The sequence below is a fragment of the Streptomyces sp. NPDC059355 genome (assembly GCF_042752335.1).
In the GTDB taxonomy this organism is placed as follows: Bacteria; Actinomycetota; Actinomycetes; order Streptomycetales; family Streptomycetaceae; genus Streptomyces.
On record NZ_JBHYXN010000038.1, the window covers coordinates 1 to 17,375 of the forward strand.

13 protein-coding genes are annotated in these 17,375 nt (G+C 72.5%); 6 read left to right on the top strand and 7 right to left on the bottom strand.

The genetic code is table 11. The annotated features are described in order from the left end of the window. Window positions 1–100 precede the first annotated feature (100 nt). Together cofD and ACFXGI_RS29010 are read left to right on the top strand one after the other, a co-directional pair. Window positions 101–1,060, top strand: coding sequence for a 2-phospho-L-lactate transferase (gene cofD / locus ACFXGI_RS29005; protein ID WP_229339207.1), 960 nt, complete (start codon window positions 101–103; stop codon window positions 1,058–1,060). A 2-nt stretch (window positions 1,061–1,062) separates the two neighbouring features. Then, a complete protein-coding gene (locus tag ACFXGI_RS29010) occupies window positions 1,063–2,379 on the top strand; it encodes a coenzyme F420-0:L-glutamate ligase (protein WP_384712884.1) in 1,317 nt (438 codons plus the stop codon). 19 nt (window positions 2,380–2,398) lie between these two features. Here ACFXGI_RS29010 and ACFXGI_RS29015 read toward each other — a convergent pair whose 3' ends face one another. After that, a complete protein-coding gene (locus ACFXGI_RS29015) occupies window positions 2,399–3,433 on the bottom strand; it encodes a DNA-3-methyladenine glycosylase family protein (protein ID WP_384712735.1) in 1,035 nt (344 codons plus the stop codon). A 221-nt stretch (window positions 3,434–3,654) separates the two neighbouring features. Continuing rightward, complete coding sequence (locus ACFXGI_RS29020; protein ID WP_384712738.1) at window positions 3,655–5,082, bottom strand: peptidoglycan recognition protein; 1,428 nt, start codon at window positions 5,080–5,082, stop codon at window positions 3,655–3,657. A gap of 139 nt (window positions 5,083–5,221) precedes the next feature. Between ACFXGI_RS29020 and ACFXGI_RS29025 the strand changes: the two genes are divergently transcribed. Further along, on the top strand, window positions 5,222–5,974 hold the full coding sequence (locus ACFXGI_RS29025; protein WP_384712741.1) for a TIGR03089 family protein: 753 nt from the start codon (window positions 5,222–5,224) through the stop codon (window positions 5,972–5,974). 120 nt (window positions 5,975–6,094) lie between these two features. Next, window positions 6,095–7,177: a sugar phosphate nucleotidyltransferase gene (locus ACFXGI_RS29030; protein ID WP_384712887.1), complete on the top strand. Its 1,083-nt coding sequence runs from the start codon at window positions 6,095–6,097 to the stop codon at window positions 7,175–7,177. 103 nt (window positions 7,178–7,280) lie between these two features. Here the strand turns inward: ACFXGI_RS29030 and ACFXGI_RS29035 are convergent, their stop codons facing one another. Continuing rightward, on the bottom strand, window positions 7,281–8,636 hold the full coding sequence (locus tag ACFXGI_RS29035; protein WP_384712744.1) for an LCP family protein: 1,356 nt from the start codon (window positions 8,634–8,636) through the stop codon (window positions 7,281–7,283). Between the two features lie 106 nt (window positions 8,637–8,742). Between ACFXGI_RS29035 and ACFXGI_RS29040 the strand changes: the two genes are divergently transcribed. Continuing rightward, entirely contained in the window at window positions 8,743–9,294 is a 552-nt protein-coding gene (locus tag ACFXGI_RS29040) for an acyl-CoA thioesterase (RefSeq protein ID WP_384712747.1), read from the top strand. Between the two features lie 16 nt (window positions 9,295–9,310). On the opposite strand, the gene ACFXGI_RS29045 is transcribed toward ACFXGI_RS29040, so the two are convergent. Continuing rightward, entirely contained in the window at window positions 9,311–10,816 is a 1,506-nt protein-coding gene (locus ACFXGI_RS29045) for an LCP family protein (RefSeq protein WP_384712750.1), read from the bottom strand. Window positions 10,817–11,019: 203 nt separating this feature from the next. Between ACFXGI_RS29045 and ACFXGI_RS29050 the strand changes: the two genes are divergently transcribed. Continuing rightward, a complete protein-coding gene (locus ACFXGI_RS29050) occupies window positions 11,020–12,042 on the top strand; it encodes a glycosyltransferase family 2 protein (protein WP_384712753.1) in 1,023 nt (340 codons plus the stop codon). A gap of 76 nt (window positions 12,043–12,118) precedes the next feature. On the opposite strand, the gene ACFXGI_RS29055 is transcribed toward ACFXGI_RS29050, so the two are convergent. From ACFXGI_RS29055 to ACFXGI_RS29065, 3 genes are all read right to left on the bottom strand, one after another. Beyond that, window positions 12,119–13,774, bottom strand: coding sequence for an LCP family protein (locus tag ACFXGI_RS29055; RefSeq protein ID WP_384712890.1), 1,656 nt, complete (start codon window positions 13,772–13,774; stop codon window positions 12,119–12,121). A gap of 226 nt (window positions 13,775–14,000) precedes the next feature. Next, complete coding sequence (locus ACFXGI_RS29060) at window positions 14,001–15,749, bottom strand: LCP family protein (protein WP_384712756.1); 1,749 nt, start codon at window positions 15,747–15,749, stop codon at window positions 14,001–14,003. Window positions 15,750–15,974: 225 nt separating this feature from the next. Next, window positions 15,975–17,192, bottom strand: coding sequence for an LCP family protein (locus ACFXGI_RS29065; protein ID WP_384712759.1), 1,218 nt, complete (start codon window positions 17,190–17,192; stop codon window positions 15,975–15,977). Window positions 17,193–17,375 lie beyond the last annotated feature (183 nt).

Genomic DNA, 17,375 nt, shown 5'->3' on the forward strand with positions numbered 1-17,375 from the left:
CGAGCCCCCCGAGCTCCTCACTCTTGAGGTCGTCGGCCGCGTCAGTTTTGTATAAGAGACAGATCTACGACGGCCCGCGGCTGACTGACAGACTGTCCGCATGCGCATTGTTGTTCTGGCCGGCGGCATCGGCGGCGCCCGTTTCCTGCGCGGCCTCCAGGCCGCCGTCCCCGACGCGGACATCACGGTCATCGGGAACACCGGTGACGACATTCACCTGTTCGGGCTGAAGGTGTGCCCCGATCTGGACACGGTGATGTACACCCTCGGCGGTGGCATCAACGAGGACCAGGGCTGGGGCCGCACCGAGGAGTCCTTCACCGTCAAGGAGGAGCTCGCGGCGTACGGGGTCGGACCGGACTGGTTCGGCCTCGGCGACCGCGACTTCGCCACCCACATCGTCCGCACGCAGATGCTCGGCGCGGGCTACCCGCTGAGCGCCGTCACCGAGGCGCTCTGCGACCGCTGGCAGCCCGGGGTCCGGCTCCTGCCCATGTCCGACGACCGCGTCGAGACGCACGTCGCGATCACCGACCCCGAGACCGGCGAGCGCCGCGTCGTCCACTTCCAGGAGTACTGGGTCCGGCTGCGCGCCTCGCCCGACGCGGAGGCCGTCGTACCCGTCGGCGCCGAGCAGGCCAAGCCCGCGCCCGGCGTGCTGGAGGCCATCGCCGCCGCCGACCTGATCGTCTTCCCGCCGTCCAACCCGGTCGTCTCGGTCGGCACCATCCTCGCCGTGCCCGGCATCCGCGAGGCCGTGGCCGCCGCCGGGGCGCCCGTCGTCGGCCTCTCCCCCATCGTCGGGGGCGCGCCCGTGCGCGGGATGGCCGACAAGGTGCTCGCCGCCGTAGGCGTCGAGTCCACCGCGGCGGCCGTCGCCCGGCACTACGGCGCCGAACTGCTCGACGGCTGGCTCGTGGACACCTCCGACGCGGACGCGGTCGCCGAGGTGGAGGCCGCCGGGATCGCCTGCCGCGCGGTGCCGCTGATGATGACCGACCTGGCCGCCACCGCCGAGATGGCCCGGGCCGCGCTGGCGCTGGCGGAGGCCTCCCGGTGAGCGTGCCGTCCGTGCCCTCCCCGCCCTCCCCGCCCTCGTACGAGGTGCGCGCCGTCGCCGGGATCCCGGAGGTCCGCCCCGGCGACGACCTCGCCCGGCTGATCGCGGCGGCCGGCCCCGGACTGCGGGACGGGGACGTCCTGCTGGTCACCTCGAAGATCGTCTCCAAGGCGGAGGGCCGGATCGTCCGCGCCGATTCCCGCGAGGACGCCATCGACGCCGAGACCGTCCGGGTCGTCGCGCGCCGGGGCGCGCTGCGGATCGTCGAGAACCGGCAGGGGCTCGTCATGGCGGCGGCCGGCGTCGACGCCTCGAACACCGAGCCGGGCACCGTACTGCTGCTGCCCGAGGACCCCGACGCCTCGGCCACCGTGATCCGCGCCGGTCTGCGCGAGCTGCTCGGCGTCGACGTCGGCGTCATCGTGACCGACACCTTCGGGCGGCCCTGGCGCTCCGGGCTCACGGACGTGGCGATCGGCGCGGCCGGGGTGCGGGTCCTGGACGACCTGCGCGGCGGCACGGACGACCGGGGCAATCCGCTGAGCGCGACGATAGTGGCCACGGCGGACGAACTGGCGGCGGCCGGGGACCTGGTCAAGGGCAAGGCGAGCGGGCTGCCCGTGGCCGTCGTACGGGGCCTCGGCCACCTGCTCGGCGAGGGTTCGGCGGCGGCCGACCTGGTGCGCGCGCCGGCCGACGACATGTTCCGGCTGGGCACCTCGGAGGCGGTACGGGAGGCCGTGACGCAGCGGCGTACCGTACGGGCCTTCACGGACGAGCCGGTGGACCCGGGCGCGGTCCGCCGCGCGGTGGCGGCGGCCGTGACGGCCCCGGCTCCGCACCACACGACGCCGTGGCGGTTCGTCCTGCTGGAGTCGGCGCAGGCCCGGCTGGAGCTGCTGGACGCGATGCGCGACGCCTGGGTCGAGGACCTGCGGCGCGACGGCAAGTCCGAGGAGTCCGTCGCCAAGCGGGTCCGGCGCGGTGATGTGCTGCGCAATGCCCCGTACCTGGTGGTGCCGTGCATGGTGACGGACGGGGCGCACGACTACGGGCACGCCCGGCGCGATGCGGCGGAGCGGGAGATGTTCGTGGTCGCGATGGGCGCGGGCGTGCAGAACTTCCTGGTCGCGCTGGCCGGGGAGCGGCTGGGCTCGGCGTGGGTGTCCTCGACGATGTTCTGCCGGGACGTGGTGCGCAAGGTGCTCGGGCTGCCGGAGGGCTGGGATCCGATGGGGGCGGTGGCGGTGGGCCATGCCGCGTCGGCTCCGGCGGAACGGCCGGCGCGGTCGGCGGAGGCGTTCATCGAGGTCCGCTGAGCGCGTCCCAAGACACCCCCTAGAGCTTTCCGATGTCCGTCCTGGGCATCTTCGGAGTGCGGCGGGGCGGTACGCGGCCCGCCAGGAGGACGAGGCGGGCCGCGCGGTGGCGCTGGCCGGCGTACGGGGCGAGCAGCTCCAGCATCTCGGCGTCGTCGGCGTCCCGGTTCCCGGCGAGGGCGAAGCCGATGATGCCGGGCAGGTGCAGATCGCCGGTGGTGACGGCGTCGGCTGCGCCGTTGCTGCGCTGGAGGGTCTCGGCGGAGGTCCACGGGCCGATGCCGGGGACCGCCTCCAGCCGGGCGGCCGCCTGCGGGAGCTCCATCGCGGCGGCCTCCTCCAGCCGGTTCGCCACGCGGGCGCAGCGGACGATCGCGGCGGAGCGCTTGGCGTCGACGCCGGCCTTGTGCCAGTCCCAGGACGGGATCAGCGCCCAGGTCCGGGCGTCGGGCATGACGTACAGGCCCTGCGGGACGCCGCCCCGGGGGCCGGGCGCCGGCTCCCCGTACCGGCACACCAGCCGGCGCCAGGCCCGGTACGCCTCGTCGCTGGTGACCTTCTGCTCCAGGACGGTCGGGATCAGGGACTCCAGGACCAGTCCGGTACGGGTGAGGCGCAGCCCCGGGCGGCGGCGGTGGCTGGCGTGCACGAGGCGGTGGCGGGGGACGAAGGCGGCGGGGTCGTCGCCGTCGCCGAGCAGGGCCGGGAGGGCGTCGAGCATCCACTCGGCGCCGGAGCCCCAGGCTTCGGCGTGGGCGGTGCCGGTGCGGGGGCCGAGGGCGACGCGGAGGGTGGCCGGGCCCTCGGGCGTCCGGCTGGTCTTCCAGACGGAGCCGTCGGGGGTGGTGCGGAAGGTGGGGTCGCCGGGGCCGCGCCGCAGGGGCCCGAGTGTGAGCCCGAGATCGACCCCCCGGCCGGGGGCCCACTCCCGGGACCGGGCGCCCGCGGTGGCGGCGGTTGCGGCGGTGACCGCGCCTGCCCCGGCGGGCGCGGGCACGGTGGTGCGGCCGCCGCGGACGGCGGCGCGGGTGAGGGGGTCGAAGCGGCCGGCCATGCCTTGAGCGTAGCCCCGCGGACCCTGCCCGGGGGGTGTCCGCGAAGTAGCGCCGTGCGCCCGGAGGGCGGTCCCGCGGCGCCCGGTGCGCCGAGAGCGCGTGCCGGGCGTCACGGGGCAGGCGGGACTTCGCGGACACCCCCCGGGCAGAGTCGTCAAAGTGGCGTCGGCCGCCCGAGAGGGCGGGCCCGCCCTCTCGGGCGGGACTTTGACGACACGGCCTAGGAGCGGCCCTGGAGCTTCGCCGAGGAGGTGCGGGTGGGCGGGAGCTGCGCGTAGAGGAGCTTGCCCGGGCATTCCGTGGCGAAGCCGTCGCGGTGGCCCGAGATCACGTTGAGCTTGACGTTCGTGCCCTTCTTGAAGAGGTTGCCGCCGCCCGACTTCAGGGTGGTCTTCGCCCGCGGGTCCCGGTTGAACAGCCCCAGCTTCCATGCCGTGAGCTGCGCCACCGCCTTGACGGCGGCCGCCGGCGGTGTGGTGCTCGTGTACGTGCCGAGCACGGCGACGCCCATGCTGTCCGTGTTGAACCCCATGGTGTGCGCGCCGAGCACCGCCTTGGCGACGCCGCCCGCCCGGCCCTCGTACACCGTGCCGCACTTGTCGACGGCGAAGTTGTAGCCGAGGTCGCGCCAGCCGCTGCTGACCACGTGGTAGCGGTACAGGCTGCGCAGCACCGCCGGGGCGTCCTTGCAGGCGTAGTTGTTGCCGGAGGCGCTGTGGTGGACGAAGGCCGCCTTGACCGTGCCCGTGTACAGGAAGCCCGACTCGCGCAGGGACTCGTCCGCGCCCCAGCCCAGCCGCGTCACGATCCTCGGTCGCGGGCCGATGTACGGGCGGGCGGCCGCGCTGAGGGTGCCGTCGCCGGCCATGACGGCGTCGGCGGTGGAGTCGGCCTTGTCGAGGGCGGTGATCTCCTTCGCGCCGAGCGCGGCCAGCGGGACGTTGGCGGAGGAGGACTCCGCCGTCTCCATGGTCATGCCCGGCAGGGCCACGACGTCGCCCTTGTCGTCGCCCGCGGGCTCGTCGGCGGTGCCCGCCGCGCCGTTCTTGGCGTCGACCACCGTCACAGGGTCCGCCGCACCCGGATCGACGAGCTCGATCCGCATGCCCGACGGGAGCCGGGCCCCCGCGCGGGTGGCCGGGGCTCCGGGTTCCGCCTGGACGCGGACCTCGACGCCGTCGGAGTCGCCGACCCAGAGCGGGGCGGTGCTGCCGCGGACCCGGCCGGAGCCGCTCTCCCGGGTGCCGAGGTCGGGGGCGTGTTCGCTGTTGTGGGTCTCGATGTCCTGCCAGTCGGACCAGTTCCCGGTCGCCACCGCGCGGGTGCGGACCTGGACCCGGCCGAACAGCTGGCTGTTCGCGTCGTCCCAGACGACGCCGACCAGCGAGAACCTCTTGACCTCGCGCGGGGGCAGCCCCCGGGTCTCGGGCAGCCGCGGTGAGGTGCTCATGCCGGGGAAGCCGGGCGACCTGTCGGCCGCGGGACCCAGGGGGGCGAGCGGCAGCGACTGGGTGGACCCGGCGGGGGTCACGGGGGCGGCGGCCGCGCCCAGCGAGGGCGCGGCCAGGGCCGGAGCGGAGAGCGCGAGCGGCAGGGCCAGGGCGGCGGCCGTCGCGACACCGATCGAGGAAGCAAGGAATCCACGCATGAAAGCGATGCTGGGCACAGTCACCACCGAGCGCCATCGGAGAACTGACGGTCCGTCCGATCGGGTCGGCGCGTCCCTCGCCCGTACGGAGGAGCCGATGCCCGCCGTACGGGCGAGGGGCCCGCGTAGGCTGGGCCGGGTGAACGCCACCGACCGCACCCCTGCCGACCTGCTGCGATCCGCGCTCGCCGCCGATCCGGGCCGCCCGCTCATCACGTTCTACGACGACGCCACGGGCGAACGGGTCGAATTGTCCGTCGCCACCTTCGCCAATTGGGTGGCCAAGACCGCCAATCTGCTCCAGGGCGACCTGGGCGCCGAGCCCGGCGACCGGCTCGCGCTGCTGCTCCCCGCGCACTGGCAGAGCGCCGTATGGCTGCTCGCCTGCGACTCGGTCGGGGTCGTGGCCTCGGTGGGCGGTCGCCCGGACGACGCCGATCTCGTCGTCAGCGGGCCGGACACGCTGGAGGAGGCCCTGGCGTGCGACGGCGAGCGCGTGGCGCTCGCACTGCGGCCGCTGGGCGGCCGCTTCCCGCAGCCGCCCGCCGGGTTCGCGGACTACGCGGTGGAGGTCCCGGGCCAGGGGGACCGCTTCGCCCCCTTCGTCCCGGTGGAAGCCGACGGTCCGGCACTGATCGTCGGCGGTGAGGAGTTCACGCACGCGCAGCTCGTCGAGCGCGCCCGCGGGGACGCGGCGAAGCGCGGCCTCACCGCGGGCTCCCGCCTGCTCTCCGGCCTGGACTACGACACCTGGGACGGCCTCTCGGCCGGCTTGTTCGCCGCCCTGGCGGCGGACGCCTCGGTGGTCCTGTGCCGCAATCTGGACCGCCTCGCCCCGCAAGCCCTGACGGCCCGCACCGAAACCGAACGCGTCACCCACACCGCCGCGTAGAGCGGGTGCCCGAAAGGAGTCGAGTGGTGTGGGTCTCGTCTCTTTCGGGCGTGGGCGGGTGCTTACGCGGATGGGCTAACTTGGGACCCTCATAGGGCCCGAACCGGGTGGGGAGAAACAATTTTGGAAGCCATCCTGCTGGTCGGGGGGCAGGGGACGCGTCTGCGCCCCGTCACGGTCAACACGCCCAAGCCGATGGTGCGCGCGGCCGGTGTTCCGTTCCTCGCCCACCAGATAGCCAGGGCCGCCGCCGCCGGTGTCACGCACATCGTGATGGCCACCTGCTACCTCGCCGAGGTCTTCGAGCCGTACTTCGGCGACGGCTCCGCCTTCGGCGTCTCGCTCGAGTACGTCGTCGAGGAAGAGCCGCTGGGCACCGGCGGGGCCATCCGCAACGCCGCGCAGCGGCTGACCGGCGGGCCGGACTCGTCCGTCCTCGTCTTCAACGGCGACATCCTGACGGGCCTCGACATCGCCGGGCTCGTCGATTCCCACCGGGCGGCCGCCGCGGACGTCTCCCTGCACCTGGTGCAGGTCGAGGACCCGCGCGCGTTCGGCCTGGTCCCCACCGACTCCGAGGGGCGGGTGCTGGCCTTCACCGAGAAGCCGCAGACCCCCGAGGAGATCATCACCGACCAGATCAACGCCGGCTGCTACGTCTTCCGCCGCAGCGTGATCGACTCCATTCCGGCCGGGCGCCCCGTCTCCGTCGAACGCGAGACCTTCCCCGGCCTGCTCGCCTCCGGGGCCCGGCTCCACGGCGTCACCGAGAACACGTACTGGCTGGACCTCGGCAAGCCCGAGTCCTTCGTCCAGGCCTCCGCCGACCTCGTACGCGGAGTCGTCTCCTCCCCGGCCGTGCCGGGCCCGCGCGGCGAGTCCCTGGTGCTCCCCGGCGCCGAGGTCGCGGACGGGGCGAAGCTGTCCGGAGGCACCGTCGTGGGCGCCGGAGCCCGGATCGGGGCGGGCGCCGTGGTCGACGGCTCCATCGTGCTCGACGGCGCGGTCATCGCCCCGGACACCCGGGTACGCGCCAGCCTGATCGGCGTCGGCGCCACCGTGGGCCCGCGCACCGTGCTGGACGGCGCGGTGCTCGGAGACGGGTCCGTCGTCGGCTCGGACAACGAACTGCGCGCGGGCGCGCGGGTGTGGTGCGGGGCCGAACTCCCCTCCGCGGCCGTCCGTTTCTCCTCCGACCGCTGACGGAACGCCCGCAGAACGCCGACAGGACGTGAAGATGCCGCCGGCCCCTCGGGGCCGGCGGCATCTTCACATCTGTGTCCGGCCATGATCCGCCGGACAGGCCCTAGCGGGCCGTGACGGTGACCTTCTCGTCGTTCTGGATCTGCTTGACGAGCTGCTGCACCTTCGCCTTGTCCCACAGCAGGTTCCCGCCGCGCTCGCCCGCGATCGGCATGTTCATCGACACGCCCTCGCCGCCGCTGATGCCCTTCATCGCGAAGAACATGTCGGCCAGGTCCCACAGGGACATGTCCTTGTCCACGATCAGCGTGTCCAGGCCCGCGCCCAACACCGGGTACAGCTTGAAGGGGTTGAGGATCGTGCCCGGCGTCGCCGCCTGGTTGGCCAGCGTCGACAGGAACTTCTGCTGGTTCTTCGTACGTGCCAGGTCCGACTCGGCGAACGCGTACCGGGTCCGGACGAAGGCCAGTGCCTGGCTGCCGTTGAGGGTCTGCTCGCCGGCCTTGAAGTCGGCGCCCGACTTCTCGTCCTTGAAGCCCTTCTCGATGTTCATGTCGACACCGCCGAGCGCGTCCACGATGTTCGCGAACCCGGCGAAGCCGATCTCCGCGTAGTGGTCGATGCGCAGGCCCGTGTTGTGCTCCACGGTGCGCACGAGCAGTTCGGGGCCGTCGTCGGCGTAGGCCGCGTTGAGCTTGGTGTGCTTGCCCGTGCCCGGGAAGTTCTTCCCGGACTCGGAGCCGACGAAGGACGGGATCTCCACGTCCGAGTCGCGCGGCAGCGAGATCATCGTGTTGCCGCTGGAGCACGCCGCGAGGATCATCATCGAGTCGGTGCGCTTGCCCTCGGCCGAGCCCGTGTGGAGCTTCTTCTTGTCCTCGTCGGACAGGCCCTCGCGGCTGTCGGAGCCCACGACCAGGTACGTCGTGCAGTCGCCCTCCTTCGGGCGCTCGATGACCTTGGAGAGGTCGACCTCTCGGCGCACCTTGGAGTCGGCCCAGAAGTAGGTGCCGATGGTGGTCGCGAGCAGCGCCGTGACGAGCACGATGGAGCCGATCTTGATCCGCTTGCGCCAGTCCGGGGCCGGTCCCGCCGGTCGCCCCGGCCGTCCGCCGGGACCCCCCGGGCCACCGGGACCGCTCGGCGCACCCGGGCCGCCCGGACCCGCCGGGGTGCTCTGCGGCCGCCCGTAGACCTGGCCGGTGTTGTAGCCGCTGTCGAAGCCGTCGTACGTGTCGTGGCCCGGGGCCTGCTGCGGAGGCACCCCGTACGCGGGCGGCTGCCCGGGCCGGGCCGGCGGCCGCGCCGGTCCCTGCGGTTGGTGCTGCGGCGGCACCGGCCGCTGCTGCCTGCGCTGGACATGCGGCATCCGCCGGGCACCCTCGGGCTGCGGCTGTGCGCTGCCGCGTCCGTACCGGTCGTCGCCGTTGTCGTTGCGCCCCTCGGGCCACTCACTCATGCCGCCTAGGATGCCTGGCCGGACGGGGTGCCCGACAGCCCGGGAGGCGCTTCGTTCCGGTGCTGTTGCACACCTGATGCCTGCGCGTCGGCTTTAAGGTGGCCGTATGACAGAGATACAGGGCGTGACGGCCGGCGAACCCCAGGGCAAGCCGATCTCGGCCTCGCGGACCACCCTCAGCCACATCATGACGGCCAATGACACCAACCTCCTCGGCACGGTGCACGGCGGCGTGATCATGAAGCTGGTGGACGACGCCGCGGGCGCCGTCGCCGGGCGCCACTCCGGCGGCCCCGCCGTCACCGCGTCCATGGACGAGATGGCCTTCCTCGCCCCGGTCCGCGTGGGCGACCTCGTCCACGTGAAGGCACAAGTCAACTGGACCGGCCGCTCCTCCATGGAGATCGGCGTACGGGTCCTGGCCGAGCGGTGGAACGAGTCCACCCCCGCCACCCAGGTCGGCAGCGCCTACCTCGTCTTCACCGCCGTGGACGCCGAGGGCAAGCCGCGCACGGTCCCGCCGGTGCTCCCCGAGACCGACCAGGACCGCCGCCGCCACCAGGAGGCCCAGATCCGCCGCACGCACCGGCTCGCCCGGCGCCGGGCGATCATGGCGCTGCGCGAGGAGCGCGCGGCCCAGGGCTTCGACGACGACTGACGCTCCCGCCGTCCGGCTACGTGCCGCAGATCACCTGGTCCCCCGTGACCACCCCGAACTGGCCCTGGTGCGGATCCTCGGGCCGGACCGGCACCACCTTCCGGTAGTCCGCCCCGGCGATCACCAGGACGGTCCGTCCCTGCCCCGCCACCGCCCGCAGCTCGCTGCCGGGCAGCGCGGTCGACACCGTACGGGCCGAGCGGTCCCAGCGCGGGTCGTACGCGATCACCGTGCGCTTGACGTCGCGGCTCGCGCCGTTGCCCGGGGACCGGGTGGTGTCGAAGCCGGTGGCGCGCAGCGCCGTGTCCACGCGTCCGCCGAGCCCGTCGATCCGGGTGCCGTTCTCCACCTGCACCCGGATCTGCCCCGGCGCCACGTCCACCGGCACCGCGGGCTGCCGCTGCGGCGGGCTCGCCGGCCGCCGTCCCGGCGCGGCGGGGGCGGCCAGCGGCCGGTCCAGGCGCAGCGCCTCGAAGAGCTTCGAGGCGTTCGGCTCGTCCCACTTCACCGTCGAGCCGATGCCCTTGACGGCGTACGAGGGATTCCCGATCGGGACCGAGGCGAACTCCGAGGACGACGGGGTGAAATCGCGCAGGGCCTGGCCCAGGGCCAGCATCTGCTCCGAGCCGAAGCCCCGGTCGGCCCGGACCGAGCCGAGCAGGGTGGAGCTGACCTCCTTGAACTTGACCGGGTTCAGCAGCACCCCGCCGCCGGTCGCCTGCTTGATCAGCGCGGCCACGAACCGCTGCTGGCGCTGCATCCGGCCGAGGTCGGCGGCCCCGTCCACATGGCGCGAGCGCACGTACTGCAGGGCCTGTCCGCCGCTGAGCCGGTGGCTGCCCGGCAGCAGGTCCAGGCCGGTGTTCTGGTCGTGCAGGGCCTTGGCGGTGCAGATCTCCACGCCGCCCATCGCGTCGACCGTCTTCATGAAGCTGGCGAAGTCGACCTCCAGATAGTGGTCGATCTTCACCCTGGTCATGTTCTCGACGGTCCGTACGGTCAGCTGCGGCCCGCCCTCCGCGTACGCCGCGTTCAGCTTCACGGGGTGCGGTCCGTGCTGCTTCCCGCTGGACTCGTCCCGGTGCTCGGGCAGCTCGGCATAGCTGTCGCGGGGCAGGCTGACCACGCTGGCCCGCTCCCGGTCGGCGGAGAGGTGCACCAGCATGACGGTGTCGGTGCAGTGGCAGGGGGCGCCGCCGAGGCGGTACTCGTGCTTGTCCGCGGCGGTGATCTTGTCCCGTCCGTCGGTGCCGACCAGCAGGAAATTCAGCCCGTGCCCGGCCTGCGGCCGGTTCTTCATATCCTTGAAGGGGTCAACCCGCTCGATCCCGGTGTCCAGGCCGGTCATCACCGCGTGCCCGATCGCCCCGGAGCCCAGTACCGCCACGGCCAGCCCGGCCGCCAGCCGTACTCCCCACCGGGGCCGGTCCTTCCCCCGGCGCCGGTCCGGAGCACCGCCGCGCCGCGCGCGCTGCGGCCGCGGGGGCCGGGCGGGTCGGGTGGGACGGTGCGGCTGGGGCACGGGGGACACCTCCGCGGGGGCAGCAGGACCTACAGGGACGAACCAGGCACATCAGGGCCGGACGCATCGGACCGGACACATCGGGCAGATCGTCAGAACAGTAGGCCCATACGATCAGCCTCTGTCCCTACCGATCATGCGGCGCGCACCCGTTTCCCCCGTACGCGGTAACGTGACACCGATACCCGACCTTGAAGGACCACATGCCCGCCCAGCAGCCCGCAGTCTCGGTGATCATGCCGGTGCTCAACGAGGAGCGCCATCTGCGTGACTCCGTCCGCCACATCCTCGGACAGGAGTACGCCGGTGAGATGGAGGTGGTGATCGCGCTGGGGCCGTCCAAGGACCGCACCGACGAGATCGCCGCCGAGCTCGTACGCGAGGACCCCCGCGTCGTCACCGTTCCGAACCCCTCCGGCCGCACCCCGGCCGCCCTCAACGCCGCCATCAAGGCCTCGCGTCACCCGATCGTGGTGCGCGTCGACGGCCACGGCATGCTCTCGCCGAACTACATCGCCACCGCGGTCCGCCTCCTGGAGGAGACCGGTGCGCAGAACGTCGGCGGCATCATGCACGCCGAGGGCGAGAACGCCTGGGAGGACGCCGTCGCCGCCGCGATGACCTCCAGGATCGGCGTCGGCAACGCGGCCTTCCACACCGGGGGCAAGGCCGGTCCGGCCGACACCGTCTACCTGGGTGTCTTCCGCCGCGAGGCGCTGGAGCGGGCGGGCGGCTACAACGAGGAGTTCATCCGCGCCCAGGACTGGGAGCTGAACTTCCGCATCCGCGAGGCCGGCGGGCTCATCTGGTTCTCGCCCGAGCTGAAGGTCCAGTACCGGCCGCGCCCCTCCGTACGGGCGCTCGCCAAGCAGTACAAGGACTACGGCCGCTGGCGGCACGTGGTGGCCCGCTACCACTCGGGGTCGATCAACCTGCGCTACCTCGCCTCGCCGACCGCCCTGTGCGCGATCGCCGCCGGTGTCGTGGTCGGTGCGGCCGTCAGCCCGTGGGGCTTCGTGGTCCCGGCCGGCTACCTCGCGGCGATCACCGCGGGCTCGGTCCCGGCCGGCAAGGGGCTCTCCCTCAAGGCGCGGGCGCAGATCCCGGTGGCCATGGCCACCATGCACATGTCCTGGGGCTTCGGCTTCCTGACCAGCCCGCGCTCGCTCGCGGCCAAGGTCATCGCGAGCCGCCGCCCGGCGGTGCAGCGGGACTTCGCCGGCTAGGTCCGAGCGGGCCGCGTACGGACGCACGAAGGGCCCGGTGGCGCTGACGCCACCGGGCCCCTTCGTGCGTACGGTCCTACCAGGTGAAGCCCGGCTGGATCGCCATGCACTCCTTGTCGTCGTCCCCGTTGAGCGGACGGGCGGAGTCCGGGGCCTTGGTCGGGGCCGGCGGCGGCGGGGTCGGCGCGTTGCCGGTCCGCCAGTCCTTGCCGACGAACAGCACGATCCCGGTGACGTCCTCGGACTTCTCCACCGCGCTCGCCGGCAGGCCGAGCGCGGTGGCCACGGCCGCCGCGTCACCCGCCTGGTCGGGGCTGGAGAAGCGGACCACGGTGGTGTCCTCGGCCCCGGTCTGCTGGGTGGCCTGGGCCTTGGTGAAGCCCTTGCCGACCAGGACCGCGGCGACGTCGTCGGCCCGGCCCTTGACCCGCGTCTGGGCTCCGTCCTTGCCGCCGGTCGCGTTGCGCACGGCGACGGCGATCTTCGCCGGGGGCGCGGCCGGATCGGCGGCCGGCTGGGACGGGACCGCGGTCGAGGGGGAGGCGGCCGCCGACGGGCCGCCACCCGGGGCGGCGGCCGGGTCCCCGGAGCCCTTGCCGTCGAGCGCGATGTCCTCGCGGACCATCCGGAACAGGGCCTCGGCCTCGACCGGCTTGGGCTCGACCCGGCCCTCCTCGCGGGTGCTGTACACCCACGGCATGGTGGTCATCGTGATCCGCCCGGTGGGGACCTTCTTGAGCTCCATGCTGAGGTCGTACAGCTTGTCGATCTTGTTCAGACCGGGGTCCACGACCATGGCCTTGATGGCCGCCTGCGCCAGGCTGTTGAGCTTCACCGGGTTGCTGAGCTTGGCGTTCTTGCGGAACTCGCGGGCCATCGAGTTCATGTACATGTGCTGGGCGTGGGTGCGGCCGAGGTCGGTCCCGTCCTCGAAGCCGTAGCGGGTGCGCAGCCACTGCAGGGCCTGCTCGCCCTGGATGGTGTTGATCCCCGCGGGCAGCTTCAGGCCGGAGCCCTTGCCGTCCTTGGTGCGCGACTCCACGTTCTGCTGGACGCAGACCGGGACGCCGCCGATGGCGTCCGCCATCGTCACCACGCCCTTGAAGTCGATCATCATGAAGTGGTCGATCGGGATGTGCGTGAGCTCCGTCCAGGCGGCGACCGTGCAGCCCGGCCCGCCCCGGCCGAGGGACTCGTTGGTCTGCACGAGGCCCTTGCTGGCCTGGTGGACCTTGCCGCCCGGCTCGGTGCACTTCGGCATCATCAGCATCGTGTCGCGAGGCATGGACACGACCGACATGTTGCTGCGGTCCGCCGACAGGTGCAGCAGCATCTGCACGTCCGCGAGGGGCGGGCCGTCGAAGGTGTCCTTGGCCCCGCCGAGGGCCTGGTTGGCCGCGTCGTCACGGGCGTCGGAGCCGATGAGGAGGATGTTCAGCGGGGTCTGGCCGAAGGCGTTGGGCTTGGAGCCGCCCAGCTTGTTCTCGCCGAGGTTCAGGACGTCCGTCTTGATGCTGCCGTTGAGGTGGCGGTAGTACAGGTAGCCGCCCGCCGCCGTCGCGAGTATGAGGAACGACAGGATGGAGGACACCCAGCGCAGCACCCGCCGGCGGCCGCGCCGCTTGGGAGCGCCGCCGCCGGACCCGTCTCTTGGTGGGGGGACGGTGCCGGACTCGCCGGATCCGCCGCCGGATATCTCACCGGACCGGGCGGGCGCCCCCTCCCCTCGCACGCTGCTGTGCCTCACACGTCCCCCTCAAGATTCACTTCGTGTCGTGGTGTGCCGGTGTTGCCGGTGTCGGTTCCACCGGCACCTGCCGGCCCGGCTGCTCGCCTTGCTCGGTCGTGCTCGGCTCGCCTGCCCTGCCGTGGTGCGGCGCCGCGGCCGGCGGGCCGGCTCTCGGCCGGCCCGTCTGCGCGCCTGCGTCCTTGCGTCCTGCCTGCCTGCCCTGGCTGCCTTACTTGGCGCAGACCGTCTTGTCGGCCTCGACCCGCTGAATGTCCTCCGGAGCCTTCTGCGGCGCATTCAGTGAGATCCCCGCCCCCTTGAAGTCGGCGCCGAGCGTCAGCTTCATCGGGGTCTTGGGCGCGGCGTCGGCCGAGCCCATCTTCAATGCCGTGGCCGGCAGCCCCATCATGTCGGCCAGCGCCCGGGCCTGGTCGGCCTGGTTGGGCGCGTACTCCAGCTGGGTCGTGTCGACCTTGGCGGGCGCGTTGCCGCGGTTGCTGGCCTTGTTCACGCCCTTGCTGTTCTGCAGCCAGGCCAGCGTGGTGGACGCGGAGCCGCTGGGGCCGCCGCCGTTGTAGACGTCCACCCGTACGTCGCCGGCCGGGGCGCGGTTGCCCTGGAGCAGGGCGTCCGCCTTGCTCTTGGCCTCCGCGTCGGCCGCGTCCTTCGCCGCCTGCTCCTTCTTCTCGACCTCCGTCAGGGAGACGTCCCCCTGGATCATCTTCAGGAGCGGATCGGCCGACCCGTGCTCGACGACGACGGTCGCCTTCTTGCCCTCGGGCTCGGCCGGGTTGTCGAGCACCGGCAGCGTGGTGAAGGTGATGTTCTTCAGGTCCATGTCCTTCAACTCACCGGCGAGGTTGGTGAGTTTGTCGATGGAACCTATGCCCGAGTCCACGTTCAGCGACTTGGTGGCCGCCTCCGCGAGGGAGAAGAACTTCTTCGGACTGGTCAGCGTCTCCTTCGACTTCATCTCGCGCATCATCGAACCCAGGAACTGCTGCTGGGTCTTGATCCGGTCGAGGTCGCCGTGGTTGCCGAACGAGTGCCGGGTCCGTACGAAGGCCAGGGCCTGCTCGCCCTGTAGCCGGTGCTCGCCGGCATCCAGCTTCAGCTTGGAGTCCTTGTCGTCCACGGCCTTGGCCAGGCAGACCGGAACGCCGCCGACCGCCGTGCTGAGCACCTTCACCGCGTTGAAGTCGACCATCATGAAGTGGTCGACGGTGATCCCGGTGATCTCCTTCACGGTGCGCATCGTGCAGCCCGGGTCGCGTCCCTCCTGGCCCAGGCTGATGTTGAACCGGGTCCCCTTCTCGCCGGGGATGGTCTTCGTCGAACCGTCGGGCTGCTTCGTCGGGCAGGCCGGGATGTTCGTGATCAGGTCGCGCGGGATGGACAGCGCGGTCGCGTTGCTGCGGTCCTTGGAGACGTGGAAGAGGATCGTCGTGTCGGCATGGCCGACGCTCTCCGCGTCCCCGTAGCCCTCGTTGCCCGCGCCGCTGCGCTTGTCGGTGCCGATGACCAGGATGTTGATGGGCTGGTCCTTCTTGAACCCGCCCGTGCCCGCGTCGCCGACGTCGGTGACCTTGAGGTTGTTGTTCAGGTGGTCGTAGTAGAGGTACCCGCCCACCGAACCGGCGACCAGGAGGAAGGCCAGGGTGCCGCCGGTGACGACCAGGATCCTCTTGCGCCGGCCGCCGCCACCGCCACCACCGCCCTTGCCCGGCCGGCCGCCGCGCCGCCCGGGCGGACCGTCGCCGCGCCGCGGGCCGGGTACCGCCGGGGACGGGGCCTTCGGGGCCGCCGGCGCGCCCGCGCCGGTGCGGCCCGAGGACCGTCTGCGGGGAGCGGCGACGGAGGGCTGCTGCTGCGCAGCGGAACGGTCCAGTCGCAGTTCGTAGTTGCCAGTGCGGGGGTTGAGCACCCACTGGTCTGCGGGGTCGATTTCTTCCGCCCGCCCACGGCTTTGCGCATCCACGGTTGCTCGAATCCTCCGTCGGTGCCTCGCGACGCGCCTCCCCCAAGACGCTCGGTCAACGATCCGGCTGCTGGTGCACGGCCTCATGGTCTGGCCGGGGCACCGGATCGCTCACCTTATCCGCCCCAGTTGACCGCAAACCATGGTGGTGACAAATTCCACTCCCCTTATAACGGGCCAAACCCCCCAAGGCCTTCGGTTCGGGTACCGCCTTTGGGGATTGCTTTACCGGCAATCGGCCGTGCCCGCCGTGGTTCCCGTGAAGGTGGGGACGGGCGCGGGGGTGGATCCGGTTCCTGCCGAGGGCTTCGGGGCCTCGCTTTCGGCGGAGCGGGCGCGCTGCGGAGCCCGTGCGGTTTCGGCCGCCGCCGGGCTCGGCGGGGTCACCGTGAGCGGCTTGTCCGTCCGCAGCTGCTCGAACAGTTGGGCCGCCTCCGGCTGCACCAGCTCGTCCCGGTTCGGGTCGGCGGCGTACGGGCGGCGGGGCACCGTCAGGAACTTGACCTGCTCGGTCGGTATGTCCCTGATGCTCCGCACCAGTTCGTACAGGCCTCGCAGCGAGGCCAGCCCCGGGTCCGTGGTCACCGAGGAGGTCGCCGCGTCCAGCAGCGGGTACAGCCGGCCCGGGTTCAGCAGCACCCCGGTGCTCTGCACCTTCTTGACCAGCGAGCCGAGGAACTGCTGCTGGCGCTCCATCCGTTCGGTGTCGCTGCCGTTGCCCAGGCTGTAGCGGGCGCGGACGAAGCCGAGGGCCTGCTCGCCGTGCAGGGTCTGCCGGCCGGCCTGGAGCTTCAGCTTCGCCTCGGGGTCGTTCATCGGCTGCTTGAGGCAGACCTCCACCCCGCCGACCGCGTCGACCATCTTCTTGAACCCGATGAAATCCACCACCATGTGGTGGTCTATCCGTATTCCGGTGAGCTTCTCCACCGTACGGATCGTGCAGGCGGCCCCGCCCCACTCGTACGCCCAGTTGAACTGCGCGAGCCGCTCGGCGCTGCGGCTCCCGTCCGCCGTCAGGCAGGCCGGGATCGGCGTCATCAGGTCCCGGGGTATCGACACCGCGGTCGCGCTCCTGCGGTCCGCGGGGAGGTGCAGCAGGATCGCGGTGTCCGAGCGCTCGGTGCCGCGGTCCTTGCCGTAGCGGGCGTTCTCCTTGCCGGAGCGCGAGTCGGAGCCGATGAGCAGGATGTTCTGCGAGCCGCCCACGGCGTGCGTGGGGCGCTCGCGCTCGTAGCGCTCCAGCTCGGCCGCCGCGGAGGTGTCCTCGGTGATGTTCCCGTCGAGCTTGCGGTAGAGCCACCAGCCGACGGCGGCCCCGCACAGGACCAGCAGGGCCAGACCGAGCGCGATCCAGCGCAGGAGACGGCGCCGGCGGCCGCGCGGAGGCTTCGAGGAGCCTCCGGCCGCTTCGGTGCCGCCCGGTATGCCTGCACTGTCGGTCACTGGCGTTTCCGTCCCCTCACCACGCACGTGCGGGCCGTACGGCTGAAACCACGACCCCAGCCGATCGTGCCCCCACCTCACGCCCGCGGCCTGGGGGCAGCCCCCTGTCTAGGCCCATCCGGGTGACAAATCGCGCTCATCGTCCACACCTGCCGCTCGAACGCGAAACGGCCCCCGGCGGGT

Bases quoted from the DNA above. Each gene is read 5' to 3' on its own strand.
- cofD (WP_229339207.1), top strand. From the start codon at position 101: ATGCGCATTGTTGTTCTGGCCGGCGGCATCGGCGGCGCCCGTTTCCTG.
- ACFXGI_RS29015 (WP_384712735.1), bottom strand. From the start codon at position 3,433: ATGGCCGGCCGCTTCGACCCCCTCACCCGCGCCGCCGTCCGCGGCGGC.
- ACFXGI_RS29020 (WP_384712738.1), bottom strand. From the start codon at position 5,082: ATGCGTGGATTCCTTGCTTCCTCGATCGGTGTCGCGACGGCCGCCGCC.
- ACFXGI_RS29035 (WP_384712744.1), bottom strand. From the start codon at position 8,636: ATGAGTGAGTGGCCCGAGGGGCGCAACGACAACGGCGACGACCGGTAC.
- ACFXGI_RS29040 (WP_384712747.1), top strand. From the start codon at position 8,743: ATGACAGAGATACAGGGCGTGACGGCCGGCGAACCCCAGGGCAAGCCG.
- ACFXGI_RS29050 (WP_384712753.1), top strand. From the start codon at position 11,020: ATGCCCGCCCAGCAGCCCGCAGTCTCGGTGATCATGCCGGTGCTCAAC.